General features: G+C 73.1%; 20 protein-coding genes. 7 read left to right on the forward strand and 13 right to left on the reverse strand.

The features are described from left to right. Positions 1–60: 60 nt before the first annotated feature. Together ABD324_RS00435 and ABD324_RS00440 are read right to left on the reverse strand one after the other, a co-directional pair. The gene (locus ABD324_RS00435; protein ID WP_344411466.1) at positions 61–1,437 is read right to left on the reverse strand and encodes an MFS transporter; all 1,377 of its coding nucleotides are present in this window, start codon (positions 1,435–1,437) and stop codon (positions 61–63) included. A 41-nt stretch (positions 1,438–1,478) separates the two neighbouring features. Continuing rightward, complete coding sequence (locus tag ABD324_RS00440; RefSeq protein WP_344411467.1) at positions 1,479–2,210, reverse strand: Sua5/YciO/YrdC/YwlC family protein; 732 nt, start codon at positions 2,208–2,210, stop codon at positions 1,479–1,481. 318 nt (positions 2,211–2,528) lie between these two features. Between ABD324_RS00440 and ABD324_RS00445 the strand changes: the two genes are divergently transcribed. Genes ABD324_RS00445 through ABD324_RS00465 form a run of 5 tightly spaced genes read left to right on the forward strand, consistent with a single transcriptional unit; the run spans position 2,529 to position 7,710 of the window. After that, on the forward strand, positions 2,529–3,329 hold the full coding sequence (locus ABD324_RS00445; protein ID WP_344411468.1) for an IclR family transcriptional regulator: 801 nt from the start codon (positions 2,529–2,531) through the stop codon (positions 3,327–3,329). A 2-nt stretch (positions 3,330–3,331) separates the two neighbouring features. Continuing rightward, positions 3,332–4,732, forward strand: a complete 1,401-nt coding sequence (gene leuC, locus ABD324_RS00450; RefSeq protein ID WP_344411469.1) for a 3-isopropylmalate dehydratase large subunit — start codon at positions 3,332–3,334, stop codon at positions 4,730–4,732. Then, positions 4,729–5,313 carry a 3-isopropylmalate dehydratase small subunit gene (gene leuD, locus ABD324_RS00455; protein WP_344411470.1) on the forward strand — a complete coding sequence of 195 codons (585 nt, stop codon included), beginning with the start codon at positions 4,729–4,731 and terminating at the stop codon, positions 5,311–5,313. Before leuC ends, leuD begins: the two co-directional genes overlap by 4 nt. A gap of 19 nt (positions 5,314–5,332) precedes the next feature. Further along, positions 5,333–6,199 (forward strand): isocitrate lyase/PEP mutase family protein, encoded by an 867-nt coding sequence (locus ABD324_RS00460; protein ID WP_344411471.1) that lies wholly within the window; start codon positions 5,333–5,335, stop codon positions 6,197–6,199. A 32-nt stretch (positions 6,200–6,231) separates the two neighbouring features. After that, positions 6,232–7,710 (forward strand): long-chain-fatty-acid--CoA ligase, encoded by a 1,479-nt coding sequence (locus ABD324_RS00465; RefSeq protein WP_344411472.1) that lies wholly within the window; start codon positions 6,232–6,234, stop codon positions 7,708–7,710. Between the two features lie 9 nt (positions 7,711–7,719). Here the strand turns inward: ABD324_RS00465 and ABD324_RS00470 are convergent, their stop codons facing one another. Next, positions 7,720–8,328: a TetR/AcrR family transcriptional regulator gene (locus tag ABD324_RS00470; protein WP_344411473.1), complete on the reverse strand. Its 609-nt coding sequence runs from the start codon at positions 8,326–8,328 to the stop codon at positions 7,720–7,722. A gap of 90 nt (positions 8,329–8,418) precedes the next feature. Between ABD324_RS00470 and ABD324_RS00475 the strand changes: the two genes are divergently transcribed. After that, a complete protein-coding gene (locus ABD324_RS00475) occupies positions 8,419–9,168 on the forward strand; it encodes an SDR family NAD(P)-dependent oxidoreductase (protein ID WP_344411474.1) in 750 nt (249 codons plus the stop codon). Positions 9,169–9,181: 13 nt separating this feature from the next. Here ABD324_RS00475 and ABD324_RS00480 read toward each other — a convergent pair whose 3' ends face one another. From ABD324_RS00480 to ABD324_RS00500, 5 genes are all read right to left on the reverse strand, one after another. Further along, positions 9,182–9,796, reverse strand: coding sequence for a TetR/AcrR family transcriptional regulator (locus ABD324_RS00480; protein WP_344411475.1), 615 nt, complete (start codon positions 9,794–9,796; stop codon positions 9,182–9,184). Between the two features lie 88 nt (positions 9,797–9,884). Next, positions 9,885–10,691: an enoyl-CoA hydratase-related protein gene (locus ABD324_RS00485; protein ID WP_425565696.1), complete on the reverse strand. Its 807-nt coding sequence runs from the start codon at positions 10,689–10,691 to the stop codon at positions 9,885–9,887. 16 nt (positions 10,692–10,707) lie between these two features. Further along, positions 10,708–12,618 carry an acetoacetate--CoA ligase gene (locus ABD324_RS00490; protein ID WP_344411794.1) on the reverse strand — a complete coding sequence of 637 codons (1,911 nt, stop codon included), beginning with the start codon at positions 12,616–12,618 and terminating at the stop codon, positions 10,708–10,710. Between the two features lie 2 nt (positions 12,619–12,620). Then, positions 12,621–14,060, reverse strand: a complete 1,440-nt coding sequence (locus tag ABD324_RS00495; protein WP_344411476.1) for an amidohydrolase family protein — start codon at positions 14,058–14,060, stop codon at positions 12,621–12,623. 62 nt (positions 14,061–14,122) lie between these two features. Beyond that, the gene (locus ABD324_RS00500) at positions 14,123–15,112 is read right to left on the reverse strand and encodes a cyclase family protein (RefSeq protein ID WP_344411477.1); all 990 of its coding nucleotides are present in this window, start codon (positions 15,110–15,112) and stop codon (positions 14,123–14,125) included. Between the two features lie 174 nt (positions 15,113–15,286). Between ABD324_RS00500 and ABD324_RS00505 the strand changes: the two genes are divergently transcribed. Next, positions 15,287–17,152 (forward strand): helix-turn-helix domain-containing protein, encoded by a 1,866-nt coding sequence (locus ABD324_RS00505; RefSeq protein ID WP_344411478.1) that lies wholly within the window; start codon positions 15,287–15,289, stop codon positions 17,150–17,152. A gap of 21 nt (positions 17,153–17,173) precedes the next feature. Here ABD324_RS00505 and ABD324_RS00510 read toward each other — a convergent pair whose 3' ends face one another. The 5 genes from ABD324_RS00510 to ABD324_RS00530 form a co-directional block, all read right to left on the reverse strand. Then, positions 17,174–18,817, reverse strand: a complete 1,644-nt coding sequence (locus tag ABD324_RS00510; RefSeq protein WP_344411479.1) for a purine-cytosine permease family protein — start codon at positions 18,815–18,817, stop codon at positions 17,174–17,176. Positions 18,818–19,074: 257 nt separating this feature from the next. Then, positions 19,075–20,475 (reverse strand): MFS transporter, encoded by a 1,401-nt coding sequence (locus ABD324_RS00515; RefSeq protein ID WP_344411480.1) that lies wholly within the window; start codon positions 20,473–20,475, stop codon positions 19,075–19,077. Positions 20,476–20,507: 32 nt separating this feature from the next. Then, positions 20,508–21,356 carry an enoyl-CoA hydratase-related protein gene (locus tag ABD324_RS00520; RefSeq protein ID WP_344411481.1) on the reverse strand — a complete coding sequence of 283 codons (849 nt, stop codon included), beginning with the start codon at positions 21,354–21,356 and terminating at the stop codon, positions 20,508–20,510. A gap of 8 nt (positions 21,357–21,364) precedes the next feature. After that, positions 21,365–22,156, reverse strand: a complete 792-nt coding sequence (locus ABD324_RS00525) for an enoyl-CoA hydratase-related protein (RefSeq protein WP_344411482.1) — start codon at positions 22,154–22,156, stop codon at positions 21,365–21,367. Positions 22,157–22,167: 11 nt separating this feature from the next. Next, a complete protein-coding gene (locus ABD324_RS00530) occupies positions 22,168–23,400 on the reverse strand; it encodes a CaiB/BaiF CoA transferase family protein (protein ID WP_344411483.1) in 1,233 nt (410 codons plus the stop codon). Positions 23,401–23,467 lie beyond the last annotated feature (67 nt).

Raw genomic sequence — 23,467 nt, forward strand, 5'->3', positions numbered from 1 at the left:
CCACGACCACTGCGGTCGGCCGCGCGCGGCGCGCGGTCGACCGCAGTGGTCGTGCGGGGCTCAGGGCACGTTCTCGCCGATGTCCTCCAGCCGGCGGCCGCGGGTGCGCTCGCCGAACAGGCCGACGGTCACACCGCAGAGCAGGATGAACACGGCGGTGAGGGTGAAGACCCCGCCGAAGCCCACGGCGGCGGCGACGGCGGCGATGAGGAACGCGTTGCCGAACCCGGCGAGGCGGCTGACACCGTTGGCGAACCCGGATCCGAGACCGCGCAGGACGGTCGGGAAGACCTCGGGCAGGTAGGCGTACACGACGGCGGTGTTGGTCTGCAGCAGCATCGTCGCCAGGAACCCGCTGACCACCAGGACCCAGTAGGAACCCGTGAACGCGAAGACCAGCATCATCGCGGCGACGATCGTGGTGACCACGAGCGAGGTCGTGCGCCGCTGGAACCGGTCGCTGAGCAGCATCGCGAACAGCGCGCCGAGGGGCGGACCGACCGAGAAGATCGTGGTGATGGTCAGCGCCTCCGCCGTGGAGTAACCGCGCTCGACGAGCAGGGTGGGCACCCAGCCGGTGAAGCCGAAGACGCCCAGTGTGCCGAAGATCAGGGTCAGCGTCGCGACGATCGTGCGCTTGCGGATCCCGGGCGCGAACAGGTCCGACGCCTTCTTGTCCTCGTGGATCGCGGTGGTCGCGGCGACCTCGGGCAGCGGGCCGGGGATCTGGGACTCCAGCCGCTCCACGGTGGTCCTGGCCTCGTCGACCCGGCCGTTGACCGCGGCCCAGCGCACCGACTCGGGGAGCAGGAACCGGGCCAGCACGGCCGGGACGATCCCGATGGCGCCCAGGACGAACAGCCAGCGCCACGCGCCGGGCGAGAGCGGCACGATGAGCCGGGCCGCGGCCGCCACGAGCGGGACACCGAGCAGGCCGATGCCCAGCATGAGCGCCTGGCACCGCCCACGGCTGATCCCGGGGAACATCTCGGCGACATAGACGATCAGCACCCCGGTCACGGCCTGGATGCCGACCCCGGTGAGGATCCGCAGGGCACCGAGCACGGCCAGGTTCGGGGCGACCGCACACAGCAGCGAGGCGACCGAGTAGACGACCGTGCCCCAGACGAGCACGCGCCGCCGGCCCAGCCGGTCCGACAGCCGGCCGCCGATGATCCCCCCGGCGAACATCCCGAGGAACGAGTAGGAGGTCAGCTGCCCGATCTGGGCCACCGACAACCCCCACTCCGCCCGGATCGCCGGGGCCGCGTAGGCGAGGCCGTTGGTGTCCATCAGGTCGCAGATGAACAGGATGCCGAGCAGGACCATCCAGCCGCGATGGGACCGGGTGGTTCGGGGTAGCCGTTCGAGGCGGGCGGCCAGCCTGCCCGCGACGGCCTGGGGGTCCGCGGTGGCGCGGTCGAGGGTGTCGTCCATCGTGCTCTCCTTCGAGCCGGTGGGAGGGGGAGGTGGCGGCGTCAGTTCGCCGCGGCGGCCTGCTCGCGGAGGTGACCGGACGGCAGGACGTCGCGGCCCGGGTCGGCGGGGACCGCGATGCCGAACTGCCGGTCCAGGATGTCGCTGATGAGGTCGTAGCAGGACCCGATCCGGATGACCTCCATGGTGGTGAAGTCGATGACCGTGGAGGACCGCCGGTAGTGGTGGTACTTGGAGAGCCCGTAGTCGACGACCAGGTCCACGGCGTCGATGATCGGCTGCTGGATGTCCTCGACGCGGAACCGGGTGCCGGTCCCGGTCAGGTTGGCCGACGAGCCGAAGAGCGGCAGGCCCGCGGCGTGGGTGAGGCGGACGACCTCCTCGGGCAGCCGGCCGTTGTTCAGCAGCATCGCCAGCGTGCCGCCGACCGTGCTGGCGGTCAGGGTGTCGGCCGCGGCCGCGGCGATGACCGGATGGTCGGCCCGGAAGGGCGCGACGACACAGATCGGCAGCCCCGCGTCGAGCGCGATCGCGTCGATGATCTCCTGCTCGCGGGTGCCGATCTCGTGCACCTCGCGGTGCAGCTCGTAGTTCCCCGCCATCGCGTTCCGCTTGTGCGGGGCGCGCTGCTTGGCGTCGAACAGCTGCTGCAGCCTCGCCCCCGAGTTCGCGCCCGCCGCGTAGCCGATGTCGCCGGGCATGATGACCGCGCCGCCGGCGCTGATCGTGTCGAAGATGCGCTTCGCGTCGCCCTTGATGTCACGCCTGCCCATTCGAGCCTCCTTGCTCCCCAGGTGGGTTCGTTGACCGTGATGCGGTTCGGCACGTTAGCGCGCCGATCACCGATCCGGTAGCTCCCGCTGATCGCCTTGACTCAGCGCGACAACAGCATCTACCTTCAGACCGCTTCGTGGCAAGGGCTGCCACGATGTAGTCATCGGAGGAGCTCATGCGACGACGTCTCGCGGCTCGAGCGGCACGCACCGCGCGCTCCGGGGGCCCCATCGTCCTCGCGAGGGGGCCGTCCGTGACCGCTCTATCCTCGGCAGGCTTGCGCCACGCCCTGCAGCACGACCCTGGGGAGCAGAACGATGCCTGACGGCCAGCCCTCGATCCTCGTCATGGAGAAGGCGGTCCGCGTCCTCGACTGCTTCTCCCCCGAGCACACCCGACTGTCGCTGAGCGACATCCGCCGGCTCACCGGGATGCCCAACTCGACGGTCGCCCGCCTGGTGCGCACCCTCGTCGCGAGCGAGCTCCTGCAGCGGACGGGAGACGAGTACTGCGTCGGGCTGCGCGTGCTGAGCTGGGCCACGGCCGCCTCGGCCGGCTCGGACCTGCTGGTCGCGGCCGAGCCCGTCGCCGCCCACCTGCGGGACCTGACCGGCGAGACGACCGGGCTCTACATCCGCCGCGGCACCACCCGGGTCGCCGTGGTCGTCAAGCTCAGCCCGCGGTCGATCATCTTCCGCTGCGACGTCGGCCAGCTGGCGCCCGTCCGGGCGGGCGCGGGGGGCAAGGTGTTCATGGCCTACGACGAGCGGGTGCTCAACGCGGTCCTCGTCGAGAGCGCCGAGCAGGCGCCGGGCGACTCGCGGTCCGCGCTGGACCTGCAGCTCGAGTTCGTGCGGGCGAACGGGTGGCTGCTCACCGAGGAGGAGCGCGAGACCGGCCTGAACTCGATCGCCGCACCCGTGTTCGACGCGAGCGGCGCCGTCGTGGCGGCCGTCGCCGTCGGCGGTCCGTCGTTCCGGGTCGACCGGCCGATGGCGGAGAAGTACGGCCCGATGGTCGCCGAGTCCGCGCAGGCCCTGTCGCGGCGGCTCGGCCACGGCGGCGCGTCGGGGCGGTCGACGGACAGCACCACCAGCACGACCGGGGAGACCGCGTAACGATGAGCACTCTGTTGGACAAGATCTGGGACGCACACACCGTGCACCGCAGCGGCGGGGGCACCGACCTGCTCTACGTCGACTTCCACCTGCTCCACGAGGGCTCGAGCCCGCAGGCGTTCGAGGGCCTCCGCCTGGCCGGCCGCCGGGTCCGCCGGCCCGACCTCACGCTCGCGACCGAGGACCACGTGGTACCCACCCGCGGCCTGCTGGGCCGCACCGGGGTGGCGGCGACGATGGTGGACGCGCTGCGGCGCAACTGCGAGGAGTTCGGCGTCGCCCTGCACCGCTCGGGGACGGCGGGCCAGGGGATCGTGCACGTGATCGGGCCCGAGCTCGGCATCAGCCAGCCGGGCCGGATCATCCTGTGCGGCGACAGCCACACGAGCACGCACGGCGCGTTCGGCGCGCTCGCCTTCGGGATCGGGACGAGCCAGGTCGAGCACGTGCTGGCGACCCAGACCGCGGCGTTCGCCAAGCCGAAGGCCATGGCCGTGACGCTGCACGGCGAGCTGCCCGCGGGCGTGTCGGCGAAGGACGTCGCGCTGGCCATGATCGGCCGGATCGGCACCGGGGGCGCGCAGGGCCACGTGATCGAGTACCGCGGGGCCGCCGTCGAGGCGATGTCCATGGAGTCCCGGCTGACGCTGTGCAACATGTCGATCGAGGCCGGGGCGAAGGCCGGGATGATCGCGCCCGACGCCGTGACCGCCGAGTACCTCCGCGGCCGCCCGTACGCGCCGGCGGGCCGCGCCTGGGACGAGGCCGTGGCGTCCTGGGCGGCGCTGCGCAGCGACGACGAGGCCGAGTTCGACCGGCGGGTCGACATCGACGTCACGACCCTGTCGCCGTTCGTCAGCTGGGGGACCAACCCGAGCCAGGTCGTCGAGCTCAGCGGGGTGGTCCCGGACCCGTCCGCCGACCCGGATCCCGCGCTGCGCGACGCGGCGGAACGGGCGCTGACCTACATGGATCTCGCGCCCGGTACCCCGATGCGGGAGATCCCGGTCGACGTGGTGTTCCTCGGGTCCTGCACCAACGGGCGCATCGAGGATCTCCGTGCCGCGGCCGGCCTCCTCGACGGCCACCGGATCGCCTCCGGCGTGCGGATGCTCGTCGTCCCCGGGTCGGCGGCGGTCAAGAAGGCCGCCGAGTCCGAGGGCCTGGACGAGGTGTTCCGGTCGGCGGGAGCGGAGTGGCGCACCGCAGGCTGCTCGCTCTGCGTGGCGATGAACGACGACTCGCTGGCCGCGGGCGAACGCTGCGCCTCGACGTCGAACCGCAACTTCGAGGGCCGCCAGGGCCGCGGCGGTCGCACCCACCTGGTCTCGCCCACCACGGCCGCCGCCACGGCGCTGACCGGCCGGCTCACCGCTCCGTCGGACCTGGGGGCCCTTCGATGAAACCGATCCGCACGATCACCGGGCGCGGGGTCGCCATCCGGCGCACGAGCGTCGACACCGACCAGATCATCGCCGCGCGGCACTGCCTGCGGACGACCCGTACGGGATTCGCCGAGCACCTGTTCGCCACCTGGCGGGCGGAGCCCGGATTCCCCGTCGGCGACCCGGCCCACGACGGCGCCACGATCCTCTTCGCGGGGGCCGACTTCGGCTCCGGATCCTCCCGTGAGCATGCTGTGTGGGCGTTGCAGGACTACGGGTTCACCGTCGTGGTCGCCTCCCGGTTCGGCGACATCTTCGCCGACAACGCGGTCCGGTCCGGGCTCGTGCCCGCCGTGGTCGAGGACAGCGCGGTCGGCGCGATGATGGACGCCGTCGACGCGGATCCGGCCACCGAGGTGACGGTGGACCTGGTGGCGCTGACCATCCGCGCCGGCGGGGTCGAGGCCCCGGTCCGGATGAGCGCCGACACCCGGCAGCGGTTCCTCGACGGCCACGACGGCATCGACGTGACCCTCCGGCACGAGGCGGCGATCCGCGCGTTCGAGCTCGCCCACGTCCCGATCGTCAAGGCGCCCTGAGCGCCGGACAGGAGACACCGTGACCACACCGTCGAGCACCGCGACCACCGCGCCCGCCGAGCTGCGCAGGCTCCTGGACGAACCGGGCATGCTGCGCGCTCCCGGCGTCTTCGACGGGATCAGCGCCCACCTCGTCCGCCGGGCGGGTTTCCGGGTCGCGTACCTGACCGGGGCCGGCGCGGTGGCCTCGGGGTACGGGCTGCCCGACATCGGCCTGGCCACGGCCACCGAGATGGCCGACCGGGCCGCGGTCGTGGTCGAGGCAAGCGGGCTGCCCGTCGTCGCGGACGCCGACACCGGCTACGGCAACCCGATGCACGTCGTGCGGACGGTGCGGGCCTACGAGCGCGCCGGGGTCGCGGCGATCCAGCTCGAGGACCAGGACTTCCCGAAGCGGTGCGGGCACCTCGCCGACAAGTCCGTCGTCGGTACGGACGAGTTCGTGCGCAAGCTGGTCGCCGCCCTCGAGGCCCGGGAGAACGACACCGTCGTGATCGCCCGGACGGACGCGCGCGGCCCCGCGGGCCTGGACGAGGCACTCGCCCGGGCCGACCGGTACGCCGCCGAGGGCGCCGACATGATCTTCGTCGAGGCCCCGTACTCGGTCGCGGAGGTCGAGCGCATCGCCGCGGAGGTCAAGGCCCCCTTGGTGTTCAACGTGGTGCCCGCGGGCCGGACCCCCGTCGTGCCGGACGCGGACCTGGAGCGGCTCGGGTTCCGGATGGCGATCTACCCCGGCGCGGTGCTCCAGCCCGCCGCCCAGGCGATCGCCGCCGCCCTGGTCGGCATGGGCGGGGCGGACCCGCAGGTCGCCGAGGGCCCGCTCGGGCTCTTCCGCGCCGTCGGGCTCGACGAGTGGGCCGCGCTCGGCGAGCGCTACCGCTGACCCTCCCCCGATCCCGCCGGAAGGACCGACCCGTGAACCTGGCCACGACCCTCGTCGCCCCCGCCCGCGCACTCCCGGCGCAGCCGGCGATCACGCTCGACGACCACGTCCTCGACTACGCGTCGCTGCACGCCGCGGCCGCCGCCGTCGCGGGCGACCTGCGCGAGCGTGGCGTCGAGCCCGGCGACCGGGTCGGGCTGGTGCTGCCCAACGTGCCCGCCTACCCGGTCCTGTTCTACGGCGCCCTGCTCGCCGGCGCCGTCGTCGTCCCGATGAACCCGCTGCTCAAGGCCCGCGAGGTCGAGTACTACATCCGCGACTCCGGGATGACGCTGATCTACGGCGGGGACGGGTCGGGCGACGTGGTGCCGGCCGCGGCCGCCGCGGCCGGCATCAGCGGGATCGTCGTGCCCGCCACCGGTCCGGCGGAGCTGCGGGGCACTCCGGTCACCGAGCCCGTCGAGCGCGCCGCGGACGACACCGCGGTCATCCTCTACACCTCCGGCACCACGGGGCAGCCGAAGGGCGCCGAGCTCACCCATCACAACCTGGCCTCGAACGCGGCGACCACGGCCGAGACCCTGCTCCGGATCGGACCCGACGACGTGATCATGGGCTGCCTGCCCCTGTTCCATGTCTTCGGCCTCACCTGCGGGCTCAACGCCGCGGTCCGGTACGGCGCCACGCTGACCCTGATCCCGCGGTTCGACCCGGCCAAGGCGCTGGAGGTCGTCGCCCGGGACCGGGTCACCGTGTTCGAGGGCGTGCCGACGATGTACGCGGCGATGCTGCACTCCCCCGAGGCGGAGAGCGCCGACATGTCGTCGCTGCGCAGCTGCATCACCGGCGGGTCGGCGATGCCGGTGGAGATCCTGCGCGCCTTCGAGAAGCGGTTCGGCTGCGAGGTCTTCGAGGGCTACGGGCTGTCCGAGACCTCCCCGGTGGTCTCCTTCAACCAGCCCGGCCACGAGCGCAAGCCCGGCACGATCGGCTTCCCGGCGCGCGGGTGCGAGATGCGGATCGTCGACGACGAGGGCCGGGACGTGGAGGACGGCGAGCCCGGCGAGATCGCCGTCCGCGGCGAGAACGTCATGAAGGGCTACTGGAACCGGCCCGAGGCCACGGCAGAGGCGATCCCGGACGGCTGGTTGCGCACCGGCGACATCGCCACCCGCGACTCCGACGGCTACTACACGATCGTCGACCGCAAGAAGGACATCATCATCCGCGGCGGCTACAACGTGTACCCGCGGGAGGTCGAGGAGGCCCTCTACGAGCACCCCGCCGTGGCGGAGGCCGCGGTGATCGGGATCGAGCACCCGGAGCTCGGCGAGGAGATCGGCGCCGCCGTCGCGCTGCGGCCCGGCGCCGAGGCGGACCCGGACCAGCTGCGGGACTTCGTGAAGGAGCGCCTCGCGGCCTACAAGTACCCGCGCCGGGTCTGGCTGGTCGACGCCCTTCCCAAGGGCCCCACGGGCAAGATCCTGCGCCGCGAGGTCACCCCCTCGTAGGCCGCGCCGTCAGACGGGCGGCCAGTTCCGCAGGGCGGCGTCGGCGACCTGCTGGAGCTCCGCGCGACCGGCACCGCCGACCGCCTGGACCGCGACCCCGTTCGCGACGGTCATGACGTAGCGGGCGAGCAGGGCCGGATCGGTGTCGCCGGGCAGGTCGCCCTCGTCGACGGCCTGCCCGAACCGATCCCGCAGCCGGAGCCAGCCCTCGTCCCGCCACGCGAGCAGTGCGTCGCGGGCGATCCGGCCCCCGTCCCCGGCGGCCAGCGAGCCCTGCACCGCAAGACATCCCGCCGGATACGCGGGCCGGGAGCTCGCCTCGACCGCGCCGCGGAGGAACGTGGTCGCCACACCCCGCGCCGTCGGTTCGGCCAGGGCCCGGGCGGCGTAGGCGGCGGGGCCTTCCGTGTAGCGCCGCAGCGCCTTGCGGAACAGCTCCTCCTTGTTGCCGAAGGCCGCGTACATGCTGGTCCGGGTGATGCCCATGGCGGCGGTCAGGTCCGTGAGGCTCGTGCCCTCGTAGCCCTGCTCCCAGAACAGCAGCATGGCCCGTTCCAGGGCCTCGTCGGCGTCGAAACCCCGCGGACGGCCGACCGGTCGCCTCCCTGTGTCCTGCACCGCACCAGGCTACCAGTTCCGTACCGCTCGGTACCGAAGTGCTACGGTCTCGATCTGTACCGATCGGAACCGAAATACCTGGAGCTCGGCATGCAAAGACTGGACGGCAAGACGGCGGTCATCACCGGCGGCGGCACCCGCGGGATCGGGCGGGCGAGCGCCGCGCGGCTGGCCGCCGAGGGAGCGCACGTCTTCCTCGTCGGCCGCCGTACGGCGGAGCTCGACGAGGCCGTCGAGCAGATCGGCCCGGCGGCCACGGCCGTCCCGGCCGACATCACGGTCCCGGCCGACCTCGACCGGGTCTACGACGCCGTCCGCGCGCGCGGCAAGGGCCTCGACGTGCTCTTCGCCAACGCCGCCACCGCCTCGTTCGCGACCCTCGAGCAGATCACCGAGGAGGACTACGACCGGATCTTCGAGGTCAACGTCAAGGGCACCCTGCTCACCGTGCAGAAGGCGCTGCCCCTGCTCAACGAGGGGGCGTCGGTGATCCTCAACGCCTCCACGGCCGCGGAGAACGGCACCCCCGCCTTCGGCGCCTTCTCCGCGTCCAAGGCCGCCGTCCGGTCCTTCGCCCGGACCTGGGCCAACGAGCTGAAGGGGCGGGGCATCCGCGTCAACGCCATCTCCCCCGGCCCGATCGACACCTCCGGGATCACCGAGCTCGTCGGCGAGCAGAACGCGGCCGCGGCCAAGGCGGCCATGGGCGCCGGGGTCGCGATCGGGCGGATCGGGCGTCCCGAGGAGGTCGCCGCCGCCGTCGCCTTCCTGGCCTCCGACGACAGCAGCTACGTCCTCGGTTCCAACCTCTACGTCGACGGCGGGGAGAACCAGATCTGAACCGCGGCGCCGCTCATGCGGGAAGGGCGCTGCGCCACAGGAAGTCGCAGGTCTCGAGGGCGGCGTCGAGGCTCTTACCGGTGGCGGTGGCCCGGTAGAAGGTGCGCTCGGTCATCCAGCACAGCGCCCTCGCCCGCTCCGCCGCGTCCGTGGGGCCGGGCCCGTCCGGTACCCCGGCGCGGACGAGGACCCCGCGCAGCGCGGTGGCGTTCTCCTCCAGCACCTCCACCCACATCGCGCCGATCTCCGGGATCACCGCCGAGTGGTCGACCGCGACCCGCATAGTCCGGCCGTGCTCCCGCCAGGCCGCGGCCGTGGTCCCCAGGGCGGCCCGGATGCTGTCGCGGGGGTCCCGGCCGCCCTCCGTCGCCGCGAGCCGGGCCGTCTCCCGCAGGGCCGCCACGGTGCGGGCGACGAGCGCGACGAGCACCTCCTGCTTCGAGCCGAAGTAGAAGTAGAGCGCGCCCCGGGTGATCCCGGCGCCGCGGGCGATCTCCTCGACCGTCAGCTCGTCCACACCCCGCTCGTCGAGCAGCGCCTCGGCGGCGTCGAGGATCGCCTGCTCGCGCAGGTCGCCCTTCGAGGGCGTCCCGCGGCGCCTTCGGGAGGCCCGCTCCTCAGCGGGCACCGCGGACCGCCGCACCGGTCGCGGGAGGGATCGTCACGGCGACGACCGTACCTCCCGCGACCGGCACGGCCGGCCGGGACGGGACGCGTCAGCGGTCGGTGAAACGCGGCTCCCGCTTCTCCAGGAACGCCGCCATGCCCTCGGCCCGGTCCGTCGTGGCGAACCGGCCGCGGAACAAGGCGCGCTCGAAGCGCACGCCCTCGGTGAGGCCGATCTCGAAGGCCCGGTTCACTGCCTGCTTCGCCGCCCGCACCGCGGGCCCGGACTTCCGCGCGATGGTCGCGGCCACACCGACCGCCTCGTCGAGCAGGTCGGCGGCAGGGACGATCCTGCTCACGACCCCGGCCCGCTCGGCCTCGTGGACGTCCATCGTGCGGCCGGTGAGGACGAGGTCCATGGCCTTCGCCTTGCCGACGGCGTGGGTCAGCCGCTGGCTGCCGCCGATCCCGGGCAGGATGCCGAGGTTGATCTCCGGCTGCCCGAACACCGCCGTGTCCGCCGCGATCAGGACGTCGCAGAGCAGGGCGAGCTCGCAGCCGCCGCCGAGGGCGTACCCGGACACGGCTGCGACCAGTGGCGTGCCGAGCTGGGCGAGACGGTCCCAGCCGTCGAACAGGCCCTCGGTGGCGGAGTAGTCCAGGGCCGCCATCTCGGCGATGTCCGCGCCCGCCGCGAACGCCCGCTCGGAGCCCGTGATCACGACGGCACCGATCTCCGGGTCGTCGTCGAAGACCGACGCCGCCGCCAGCACCTCCGCCTGCACGACCCCGTTGAGGGCGTTGAGGGCCTTCGGCCGCTCGAGCCGGATCAGGCCCACACCGGGTGCGGGAACCTCGGTGCGGATCGAGGTGTAGGGGTCGGCGGCGTTCGGTTCGCGGGGACGGACGGCGGACACGGGGTCTCCTCGGGTCTCAGGGGCTGAGGGTCAGGGTGCGGGCGGCGGCGAGCACCGCGTCGATCGCGCCGGGATTGGCGAGGCTGCCGCGGTTCACGACCGAGTCCGGGTCCGCGCCCATGAGCAGTCGCTTGACCGGCACCTCGAGCTTCTTGCCCGACGAGGTGCGCGGCAGGTCGGCGACGGCGAGGACGTCGTCCGGGACGTGCCGGGGGGAGCAGCCGCGACGGATCGCGGCCCGGATCCGTGCGGTGAGGGCCTCGTCGAGCGGCAACCCGTCCAGCACCACGAACAGGACGATCGCCCCGTGCGTGCCGGGCCGGGGCACGTCCACGGCGACGGCGTCGACGACCTCCGGCACCGCGGCCAGGGCCTGGTAGATCTCCCCGGTCCCGATCCGGACGCCGCCGCGGTTGATCGTCGCGTCGCTGCGGCCGGTGATGATCCCGGTGCCGTGCGCGGTGAGCTCCAGCCAGTCCCCGTGGGCCCACACCCCGGGGAAGCGCTCGAAGTAGCCGGCGCGCAACCGTTCCCCGTCCGCGTCGCCCCAGAGACCCAGCGGCATCGAGGGCATCGGCGAGGCCACCACCATCTCGCCGACCTCCCCGGTCAGCGGCCTGCCGTCGGGCGACCAGGCCTGCAGGTCCACGCCCAGCGCGGGCGGCCCGAGCTCGCCCCGGTACACCGGGACCGTCGGTGCCAGCCCCAGGAACGGGGTGACGACGTCCGTGCCGCCGCTGATCGACACCAGCCAGGTGTCGGCCGGGAACTCGGTGTAGACCCAGTCGAAGCACTCGGCCGGCAGCGGCGAGCCCGTCGACCCGATCGCGCGCAGGGCCGACAGGTCCCGCCCCTCGCACGGCCGCGCACCGTCCCGACGCTGCGCGTCGAGCCAGGCGGCGCTCGCCCCGAACACCGTGACGCCGGTGTCCGCGGCGAGGTCCCACAGGGCGTCCCCGCCGGGTTGCCCGTCGAACAGCACCACCGAGGCGCCCGCCAGCAGCGGGGCCAGCTGAATGTTCCACATGACCCAGCCGGTGGTCGTGTACCAGGCGAAACGGTCCTCCGCGCGAAGGTCGAGCTGCAGGACGGCGGTCTTGAGCAGCTCCAGCAGCACTCCGCCGTGCCCGTGCACGATCGCCTTGGGCGGGCCGGTGGTGCCGGAGCTGTAGAGCACCCACAGCGGGTGGTCGAAGGGCAGCGCGGCGAACTCGAGCTCGCCGGGTCCCTCGCCGAACCCGGCCTCCCAGCCGGTGCCGTCGAGCAGCCCGAAGCGGACCGGGCGGGCGCCGGTGCGCCGGGCGATCTCCTCGCCCTCCTGCGTGCGGTCGACGGCGCGGCCCTTGTAGCGGTAGCCGTCGACCGCGAGCAGGACGGTCGGGGAGATCTGTGCGAACCGGGAGACCACGGCGTCCATCCCGAACTCCGGGGCGGCGGCGGACCAGACCGCACCGAGGGACGCCGTGGCCAGGAAGGCGGCGAGGACCTGCGGGACGTTCGGCAGGTAGGCGGCCACCCGGTCGCCCGCGCCGACGCCGTGGGCCACCAGGCCCCGCCGGACCCGGGCGGTCTCGCGGCGCAGGTCCGCCCAGGTCCACGCGCCGTCGCCGGCCGCCTCCGAGCGGAACCGCACCGCCACCGCATCCGGGTCCCGGCCGGTGAGGACGTGCTCGGCGAACGACAGCCGCCCGTCGGGGAACCACTGCGCTCCCGGCATCGCCCGGGACCCCAGCACGGCCGACGGCTCCGCGTGCCAGCGGATCCCGAGGAACTCCGCGGCCAGCGCCCAGAAGCCCTCCAGGTCGTCGACGGACCAGCGCCACAGCTCGTCGTAGGTCGCCCCGGCCCGCCCGGCCGCCGCGGCGAAGCGGGTCAGCGCCGCCTCGCGCAGCCGGGCGGGATCGGGCCGCCAGAGCACATCGGTCACGCTCAACCGGCCTTGATGGTGTCCGTGTTGATGTTGTCCTGGGCGGCCTTCTCGCGCTCGGAGAAGCGGCTGCCCTCCACGGTCGGCGGCAGCACGGGGAAGTCCCGGTGGACCTTGCGCAGGACCTCCTCGGTCGACGCCTTCGAGCGGGCGAACAGGGCCGGCAGGTCCACGCCGACCAGCACGCCGTCCTTCTTGACGTGCCGGCCGTCGATCCACACGTCCCGCACGTCCTGCGGGGTCGACTGGAAGACCACCCCGCCGACCGGGTCGACCGACGGCTGCCCGGTGAAGGTCAGCGGGTTGCCGACGATCACGACGTCACCCTTCTTGCCCGGGGTGAGCGACCCCGTGATCTCGCCCAGCCCGCAGGCCTCGGCGCCGTTGATGGTCGCCCAGGCCAGGACGTCGTGCACCGAGGTCTGCAGGGACTCCGGCATCTGCCCGGCCCGGTTGATCGGGTCGTTCTGCGCGAAGCGGTCCGCGGCGATGGCCAGTCGCATCTGCGGGACGAGCGAGCCGGAGTTGAGCGAGATGATGTCGCAGCTCAGCGTGGGCTTGATGCCGTGCCGGCGGCACTCGGCCATGGCCGGCCAGCCCATGCCCATGTTCATCTCGGTCTCCGCGGCGATGGAGACCTTGCAGCCCGCCTCCCCCAGGTGCGCCCACTCCTGCTCGTCGAGCGCCACGCAGTGGATGTGCACCTGGTCCGGTCCGAGCAGGCCGGCGGCGTGCAGGTCCTTGATCCCGTTGGAGAGCGGCGTGCCGAAGAAGCAGGCGGTGTGGAAGGCGATGATCTCGCCCTCGTCGCGGGCGGCGCCGATCTCCGCGCGGGTCTGCTCGAAGGGGACGAAGCCCAGCTCGTTGACCGAGACGCCGATGCGCACCAGGGACTGGTTCGAGTGCTCGCGGACGAGCCGGTGGTAGTCCTTCACCCGCTGCGCGTGGTCCGCATAGCCCACCTCCGGCGGCGCGGAGTCGAAGAAGCCGTACGCGAACACGGCGCGGATGCCGCTGTCGAGCAGGCCGCCGATGGCGCCGTCCGCGTGGCCGGGGCTGTTGTTGCAGTGCGAGAAGTCCAGCAGCGTGGTGATCCCGGCGTCGACCGCCTCCAGCGCCCCGACGAGGTTGCCGACGTACACGTCGTCGGCGGTGTAGTTCGGCGAGATCGCCATGCGCAGCGTGTTCATGTAGCCGCTGATGCTCATGTCGGCGCAGATGGCGCGCATCTGCGTCTGCCAGGTGTGCCGGTGCGTGTCCACGAGACCGGGGATGACCACCCGGTCCGTCGCGTCCACCACGGTCGCGTCGGGGGCCGCCAGGTCGCGGCCGACGGCCTCGATCGTGTCACCGTGCAGGAGCACGTCCCCTCCCGCGATGACCCCGAGCGCGGGGTCCATCGTCACCACGTGGCCGCCCTTGATGAGGGTGCGGGTGCCCATGTGCGTCTCCATCCATCGGTTGCGGTACGTCGTCGTATCCGGACTTCCGACCTGCGCGCCGTCTACCTGATCGCCAGCCCCGACAGTGGCGATCCCGAGGCCCCGCTGATCGGCAGCGGCGGGGCCACGAACTGGAACTCGTACACGCCGTCGGCCGCGCACGCCCGGCCGAGGGCCTCCAGGTCGAAGATCTCCCCCAGGGCGAGCCCCATGTGCACCAGCGCGACGGTGTGCAGGGGCTGGATCTGGGCGATCTCGTTGGGGCGCACCTCGACGCCCCACGTGTCGGTCACCAGCGCGGCGACCTCGTTCTCGTACAGCCACGGGGCGGTGTGCAGCGACAGCCCCGGCGCGGGGCCGCCGGCGTAGTCGCCCCAGGCTCCCCGGCGCGCACCCAGGAACCCGGTGCGCACCAGCACCGCGTCGCCGCGGCGGACCTCGACGCGCTGGGCCGCGGCCACGGCGTCGAGCTCGGCAGCGGAGATCGCGTACCCCGGGTCGAGGCTGTCCACCCCGACCCAGCGGGCGACGTCGAGCAGCACGCTGCGCATGACGTACCGGGTGATCCCGGCCTGGATGCCGTTGCTGCTCGACCCGTGTGAGGTCGAGAGCGACGCCGGCCGGTCGTTGTACATCCGGCCGCCGTAGAAGATGTGGGACAACGAGTCCCACTGCGTCCCGGCCTGGGTCGGGAGCATCACGACGTCGTCGGAGAAGCCGAAGCCCTTGCCGGGGCCCCACGGGGTCTGTTCCTGCGCACCGGCGGCGTAGTCGGTCCCGGAGGACCTGACGAGCAGCTGTGGGTTCTGCCGGAAGCCGCCGTCCTGGCAGCCGTCCTGGTCGTACGGCAGCGACAGCGGGACGACCTCGCCCTTGCGCACGAGGGCTGCGGCGGCGCGGACCTGCTCGGGCCCGACGAAGTTCAGGGTGCCGATCTCGTCGTCGGCCCCCCACCGGCCCCAGTTGCTGAACCGCGAGATGTAGTCCGCCAGCAGCTCGGTGCCCTCGGGCACCGGGCCGGCGGCCCGAGCGGGTTCGACGTGCGTTGACAAGCCAGGCTCCTTCGCGCGGCGGTCGTCCTCGACACGTCGATCGTGGAGGTGGCACCGTGATTCGGTCCATGTGTGGGGCTACAACAGGCGCCGGTTTACCTTGTGGCCGCCACAATGCCGGGAGGTGCAGGGTCGGGTACTCGACGACTGCTCGATGACGAGGAGGCGAACCGGATGGCCGGGACCGTGCTCGAACCACCGGAGTCGCGCCTGCCCCGGTGGATGGAGGCGATGACCGAGAGCCTGCGCGCCATCAACTCCGAGCACGACCTCGACCAGGTGCTGGCCATGATCGCCCGCCAGGCCTGCGAGCTGCTCGACCTGCAGCAGTGCGCGGTCTACGTGCTCGACCCCGAGTCGGGGACGCTGCAGATCAACGGCTCGCACGGGCTGTCGCCCGGCTACATCGAGCGCACCAACGTCGAGCCCATGCGGCTCGACGAGGCGACCGCGCGGACCGGCCCGCCCACCGCCCGGGCCGCGCTCACCGGGCGCCCGGTGTTCGTGGAGAGCGTGTTCGACGAGCCGGGGCTGGACCGCTGGCGGGCCAACATGGCCCGGGAGGGGCTGCGGGCCGTGGTCGCCGCCCCCATGCGCACCGCGGACAAGTCCCCGATCGGCACCCTCACCGGGTACACACGCTCCGAGCGCGCCTTCGACACCGCCGACCTCGACCAGCTCGCCCTGCTCAGCGACCACGCCGCGGCCGCGATCGTGGCCGCGCGCCGGCGGGACCGCGAGCGCGCGGCGATCGGCGCGCTGTCCGACGCCAACGAGGAGCTGCGCGCGCAGCAGGCGACGGTCGCCCGGCTGCGGGACCTCCAGCAGGAGCTGACCCGCCTGCTGCTGACGGACGTCGGCCTGGCCGGCATCGCCGCCTTCCTCGCCCGCCGGCTCGACGCCGAGATCACCATCGACGACGAGGACGGCACCGCGCTCGCCGCCTCTCCCCCGGATGCCGCCGTCCACCGTGACGTGCCGGACGGGGGCGCCCGGCTCACCGAGGTGCTCGACTCGGGCCGCGCCACCGAAATCGGCCCCGCGGACACCCCGGTCTGCCTGGTGCCGATCCCGGGCTCGACCTCCCCACGGGCACGGATGTGGGTGCGCCGCAGCACCTCCGGTCCCTCGCGCCCCGCCGCCCCCTTCGACGACGACGAGCGCCGCGCGATGGAGGGCTGCGCGCTGCTGATCGCGCTGGAGCGGAGCCGCCTGGAGCGCCGTGCCGAGGCCGAGGCCCGGCTGACGAAGGACCTGCTCGCGGACCTGCTGTCGCCGGCGGCGATGGTGCACGCCGACTCCGTGATGGCCCGGGCCGCCGCGCTCGGGCACGATCCGCGCGGTAGCCACGAGCTCGCTGTGTTCGTGCAGGTCACCGGCCGGTCCCCCGGCTCCCGGGCCGATCCGGGGCGGCTCACCGCCGCCCTGCTCGACGCGGCGCGGGACATCCGCCCGCGGCCGGTGGTCGGGGCGGTGGGCGACGCCGTCGTCGCCCTGCTGCACACCGCGGCGGACCCGTTGCCGGACCGGCGCCGGGGCCGAGCGCTGCTGCCGTCCCTGGTCGAGCGGGCGCGTCAGGTCACCGGCGGCGGGGCCCGCTGTGTCGTGGGGGCGGTGCGGGTGGAGCTGGCGAACGTCGAGAGGGGCCTGACGGTCGCGCTGCACGCCGCCCAGCTCGTCACCCCGGCCTCGCCGGAGATCGTCCGGCTCGCGGACTTCGGCGTGCACGGCCTGCTCCTCGAGTCCGGGACGAGCGAGCGCCTGGTCCGGTTCGCCGAGCAGACCCTCGGCCCGATCGCCGAGCTGGACCGGACCCGGCAGAGCGACCTGGTCGCCACCCTGCGGGCCTGGTTCGCGGCGGACATGTCGAACCGCGAGGCGGCCGAACGGCTGTTCGTGCACCCCAACACCGTCGGCTACCGGCTCAAGCGCGCCGCCGGTGCGGCCGGGCTGGACCTCGCGCGCCCGGCGGACCTGATGACGCTGCAGCTGGCGCTGGTCGTCGACGAGATCCGGGGCGGGGTGGCCCGGCCCTCCTGAGGGGAGGGCCGGGCCCGGCCGTCAGGGCACCGGGACCCCCGGCCCGGCCGGGAGCCGGTCGCCTCCCGGCCGCCCGCCCGCCTCGTCCCGGGCCGCGGCCAGGAACGGCGCGCTGGAGGCACACGCGGCACAGATCGCCGCGTGACCGGCGGTCGGGTCCCGGTCCATCTCGACCGCCGTGTAGGACTTGGTGCAGGCGTAGCACCGCACCCGCTCCGCCCAGGCGTCGCCGACCTCGTCGCGCGGGTCGCCGGGGCGCACCAGCCGGTCCGTGGGGTTGCCCCGGACCGCCCGCAGGATCGCGTACACCGCGGCCGCGACGACGAACGTCAGGGGCGGCGCCCAGGTCGCGGCGACGACCGGCGACACGGCCAGCAGCACGATGCCGATCACGCTCGCGGTGGTCCACGCGGTGAGGCCCGGGCCGTTCACCCCGGGCACCCGGCCGGGCCGGAACTCCAGCGGGCCCTCGCGCCGGACTCGGCGGAACCCGAACTCCACCAACGCGATCGCGATCCACGCGACCACCACGACGGCCTGGTAGTTCAGCGCGGCGAGCAGGAAGGAGAAGACGTTCGTGAGCATGAACAGGTAGCAGGCCAGGCCGGCGGCGAGCACCCAGACCCAGCGCGGCAGCCGGACCCCGAACACCCGGGAGAAGAAGCTCTCCAGGTTGGTGGACGCCAGGTAGAGGTTCGCGCTGTTGATCTTCGTCTGGGTCGCGAAGATGAAGATCAGCCCCCAGATCCCCATCAGCTGGACGATCCCGACCACCAGCGCGGACTCGCTCACCGACCCGGACGAGGGCAGGGTGCCGACCAGGAAGATCCCGACCAGCGCGTTGCCGAGGATGGTGACCAGGTAGAACACCGGGCCGAAGGTCACGGTGCCGTTGACCCGCACGTCGCGCGGGCGGCCGAGCCGGGCGAAGTCCACGGTGTAGAACATGATCAACCACACGCCCATGAACACGCTGAAGACGAACAGCCAGCCCGGGCCGGCGATCGCGCTTCCGGCGGCGGGCTCGAGGTGCAGCCAGGTGTCCGAGGCGCCGTACTCGACGGCCGCCCAGACCACCGCCCCCACGACACCGACCACGAACAGCGGCAGCAGCGCCCCGTTCAGCCGGTCCAGCCAGCGGCGCACGCCGCCGATCACCAGCGGGAGGGCGTAGGCGACAGTGATCAGGTACCAGAGCTGGATCGGGCCCCCGAACTGCGCCTGGAAGGCGACCGCCAGCACCGATCCCTCGAAGGTCGCGAAGTAGATCGCACCGGCGGCGAAGACCAGGGTCGCGACCGCGGCGCCGTGGTAGCCCAGCAGGCCCCGCGACAGCAGCGCGACCGTGAGCCCGCTGCGCCCGGCGATCCCGGTCAGCACGTAGTTCACCGCGCCGTATACGACGATCGCGAGCAGCATCCCGATCACCGCGTCCCGGGTCCCGACCGTCAGCGCGACCGTCGCCCCGACGACGATCCAGAACATGGCCGTGAGTAGGGAGGACCACGCCAGCGCCAGCCGCAGCCGGCCGAGCCGCCAGCTGTGCGGCACGACATGCAGCGAGTAGTCCTCGGTGGCCGCCTCCGCGACCACCCGCGGATCGTCCGTGGTGGACCGCACCAGCGGTGGGAAGGTTCCCTCGGCAGGGCCGGGTCGTGCGTTCATGGGCTCGTCTCCCTCGAGTGCACCGTTGCAACGGAGCGCGCGACGGCGCGCTCTGCGGACACGACGAACTCCGGCGCGAGGCGCCGGCCGTGCGGTGGTGACGCGGTGCGGACCGGCCCTGGACCCATCCGGACCGCCACCGCTGCACGGCATGGTCACCGACGCGGAGAGCCCGGCACCATGTTTCCGGACACGACGAAGCCGGGCCGCCTTGTGCAGTGACACAAGGCGGCCCGGCCGGGCCAAGTGGGCCGCGACTACACGCCGACGGCCCGCGCGGGATCCGGCTGCGCCGCGGCGGTGCGCATCCTGCTCTCCCGCCGCAGCGCCCAGAGCCAGGTCACGAGCACGCACGGGAGCAGCGAGGCGATGGAGTAGCCGACCCCTGCGAGCTGGTTCCCGGTGGCGGCGACCAGCGACAGGCTGATCAGTGGCAGGAACCCGCCGAACAGGATGTTCCCGAGCTGCTGGGCCGCCCCGAAGCCGGTCGTGCGGATCCGCGGAGGGAAGCACTCGGAGATGAAGGCCGGCAGCGGCGCCATCACCATCGCCGTCAGCACCGCGAGTACCGCGATCAGCGCCGCGACGACGACCCAGCTCTCCCCTGTGGCCGCGGCGCGGATGCCCGCGAACACCGGGTACACGACCACCATCCAGGCGACGATGCCGATCAGCATGACCCGGGCCCGGCCGATCCGGTCCGAGAGCGCGCCGAACAGCGGATAGCAGGGTGCCCCGACCAGAATCCCGGCCCCGAGCACCAGGTTCGCCGTGCTCGCTGGGACCTTCAGCACGTCCCCGAGGAAGTAGAGCATGTAGATGATCGACGTGTAGAGCGTGACCGAGGTACCGCCCTGTGCCCCGAAGGTGGCCAGCAGCAACGACTTCCAGGAGCTGCGGGTCGTGAAGGTCTCGGCGACCGGCGACTTCGACAGCGTGCCGCTGCGGCGCATCTCGTCGAACACCGGCGTCTCGCGCATCCGCAGCCGCACCACCGTCGCCACGGCGACCACGGCCGCCGAGACCAGGAACGGCACCCGCCAGCCCCAGCTCGCGAAGGCCTCGTCCCCGAGGGCGAGGCGCAGCACCAGCACCAGGAGCAGCGCGACGAGCAGCCCGACGCTCGCGGTGCCCTGCAGGACGCTGGTGTACCGGCCGCGGCGCGCGGCCGGGGCCTGCTCGACGACGTAGACGACCGCGGCGCTGTACTCGCCGCCGAGCCCGATGCCCTGCACGATGCGCAGCACCACGAGCAGCACCGGGGCCGCGACACCGATCGTGGCGTACGTGGGCAGCAACCCGATCGCCGTGGTGGCGGCACCCATCACCGCAAGGGTGGCCACGAAGGTCTTCTTCCGGCCGATCCTGTCGGCCATCGGGCTGAAGATCAAGGTGCCCACCGGCCGGGCGAGGTAGGAGACCCCGAAGGTCGCCGCCCCCAGCAATGTCGCCGCGACGGGGTTGCCCGCGGGGAAGAACAGCGCCGACAACGTCGCGGTCAGGGCGACGTAGACGAAGAAGTCGTAGTACTCGAGCATCGTGCCGATGCTCGAGCCGAGCAGGATCGAGCGGATGCCCGCCGGCCGCCCGGTGGGGTCCTCGGCCGGCCCGGCGGCAGGGCTGTTGTCGGCCGGCCCGCCGGCACTGGTGTTCCTCATGTCATCTCCTCGTCGAGATCCGGATGGGCTGCTCAGGCGCGGCGGGCGGCGCGGGACTCGAGGAATGCGCTCACGGCCGCCTTGTGTTCGTCGCCGCCGAGCAGGATCGCCTGCATCGACCCGGCCATCTCCAGTGCCGCCGGGAGGGACGCCTCGGCGGACTCCCGGACCAACCGCTTGGCCATGCGCAGCGCCCGCGGGGGCCTGGCCGCGATCGCCGCCGCCAGCCCGGACGCCTCCTTCTCCAGCTGCGCGCTCGGCACGACCCGGGTGACCAGGCCGAGCTCGAGCGCCCGCGGCGCGTCGACGAACTCGCTGGTCAGCGTCAGCTCCAGCGCCTTGGTCGGGCCCACCAGCCGGGACAGGAACCAGGCCCCGCCGATGCCCGAGACGAGCCCGAGGCGCAGGAAGCTCTCCGCGAGGACCGCCTTCTCCCCCGCGATCCGCAGGTCGCACATCAGTGCGAGATCGCAGCCCGCGCCGATCGCGGACCCGTCGAGCGCGGCGATCGACGGCACCGGCAGCTCGTGCAGCGCCCGGGTGACCCGGTGCAGGCTCGCGGCCAGCCGGTCCCGCACGTCGGCGACCGAGCCCGCCATGAGGTCGGCGCCGCTGCGCATGTCCTTGACGTTGCCGCCCGTGCAGAAGTGCCGGCCCGACGAGCGGATCAGGACACAGTGGATTTCCGGGTCGCGGCCCGCGGACTCCAGGGCCTCGCCGAGGGCGGTGCACATCGCGACGTCGAGGGCGTTGCCCGTCTCGGGGGCGTCGAGCGTCACCGTGAGCACCCCCGCCGACCGCTCCGTGCGGACCAGGTCGCCGGTAGTCTCCGGGAGGGGATCGGGAAGCGTCGTCGTGGGGGTCGTCATGGCAGTCGTCATGGGGGTCCTCATCGGTTCGTGAAGTCGGGGCGGCGCCGCGCACGGAACGCGGCGATGCCCTCCTTCTGGTCGGCCAGCGCGAAGCCGGAATGGAAGGCGCGCCGTTCGAACAACAGGCCCTCGCTGAGCGAGGACTCGAAGGACCGGTCGACCGACTCCTTGACCGCGAGGATCACCGGCAGCGAGTGCCGCGCGATCCGCCCGGCCAGCGCGGTCGCGGTGGGCACCACCTCCGCCGGGGCCACCACGGCCGACACCAGGCCGGCCGCCAGCGCCTGGTCCGCGGTGATCGCGTCGCCCGTCAGGCACATCTGCATCGCCAGGGACTTGCCGACGGCGCGGGGCAGCCGCTGGGTCCCGCCCGCGCCGGGCACGATGCCCAGCACGATCTCGGGCTGGCCGAACGTGGCGTCCTCGCCGGCCACGACGACGTCGCACAGCATGGCCAGCTCGCACCCACCGCCCAGGGCGTACCCACGCACGGCGGCGACGAGCGGCTTCCGCCTGCGGCGCAGTACGTCCCAGGTCCGCCCGACGACGTCGCCGGCGAAGGCGCCCGCATAGTCGAGCGGCGCCATCTCGGTCACGTCGGCGCCGGCGGCGAAGGCCTTCTCCGAGCCGGTCAGCACGGTCGCGTGGATGCCCGGGTCCGCCTCGATCTCCCCGACCACCTCGCCCAGCGCCCCGACGAGCTCGTCGGACAGCGGGTTGAGCGGATTGGGCGAGGCGAGGCGAAGGAGCGCGACCCGGCCGGTCCACTCGACGACGACCGGGCCGCGGGTCTCGACGGTCGTGCTCATGCTCGCCTCCATCAGACGGCCTCCGCCCGGAACCGTTCCGGTGCTTGTCGAGCCGCGGTCCGGACGATCCCGGCCCCGATCAGCTCCGCGCGCTCCTCGGCGGTGAACCCGAATCCGGTCAGCACCTCGACGGAGTCCTGGCCGAGCACCGGCGGGGGCAGCGGCCGGGGCGCGGGGTGCGACGGACCGAGCGCGAAACCGGGAATCCGTACCCGCCCGGCGACCGGGTGCTCGACCTCGGTCTCGATGCCGCTGGCCCGGTACTCGGGCGAGGCGACGACGTCGGAGTAGGTCGCCACCTCTGCGCACAGGATGTCGCGCTCCACCAGTAGCGGCAGCCACTCCCCCGTCGGGCGACGGCGGAAGCAGCGGCTCAGCTCGGCGCGCAGGGCGGCGCGGTGAGCGACCCGAGCGTCGTTGGTGGCGAACCGGGGATCGGTCCGCAGTTGCGACACCTCGAGCACCGCGCACAGCGCAGACCAGCGGCCAGGATCGTAGGCGGCGACCATGACGTGCCCGTCGGCCGTCGGGAACGCCTCGTTGGGCGCCGCGTAGGGCGCACCGCTACCGAGCTTGTCGGCGTCACGGCCGGAGGCGAGGAAGGAGGCGAACCCGACCTGCTGGAGCAGGACCGTCGCGTTGTAGAGGCTGACGTCGAGGTGCTGACCGCCGCCGCCGCCGCGGACCTGGTGCAGCGCACCGAGGATCCCGATCGTGGCGAGGTGGCCGGTGACCATGTCGGCGATCGGGACCGGCACCTTCGACGGCCCGGAGCCCGGCTCGCCGAGGCTGCTCATCAGCCCGGTGACCGCCTGCATGACGCCGTCGACCCCGGGCCGCCGGCGGGCCGCCCCGACCTGGCCGAAGGCCGAGATCGAGCAGTAGACGAGATCGGGGTGCGTGCCACGCAGATCCGCCGCGCCGAGGCCGAGGGAGTCCATCACACCGGGGCGGAAGCTCTCCACGACCACGTCGACCTCACCGGCGATCCGACGGACCGCCGCCCGACCCCTTTCCGACTTCAGGTCGACGGCAATACTGCGTTTGTTCCGGTTCACGCTGAGGTGGATGACGCTTTCCCCGTGCTGCCACGGCGGGCCGATCCGGCGGCCCGGTTCGCCGCCCGGTGGCTCCACCTTGGTGACCTCGGCACCCATGTCGCCCAACATCATCGAGCACAGGGGACCTGCGACGACATGGGTGAAATCCAGCACGCGAATGCCACGGAGACTTTCCTGCACCATACTTCTCGTCGTCCTCGATCCGAAGTGGGGAGCGGCCGGAGGGAACTCCGGCTCGTCACGGTTTCGA

This window comes from Pseudonocardia ailaonensis (genome assembly GCF_039531635.1).
GTDB classification, from domain to species: Bacteria; Actinomycetota; Actinomycetes; order Mycobacteriales; family Pseudonocardiaceae; genus Pseudonocardia; species Pseudonocardia ailaonensis.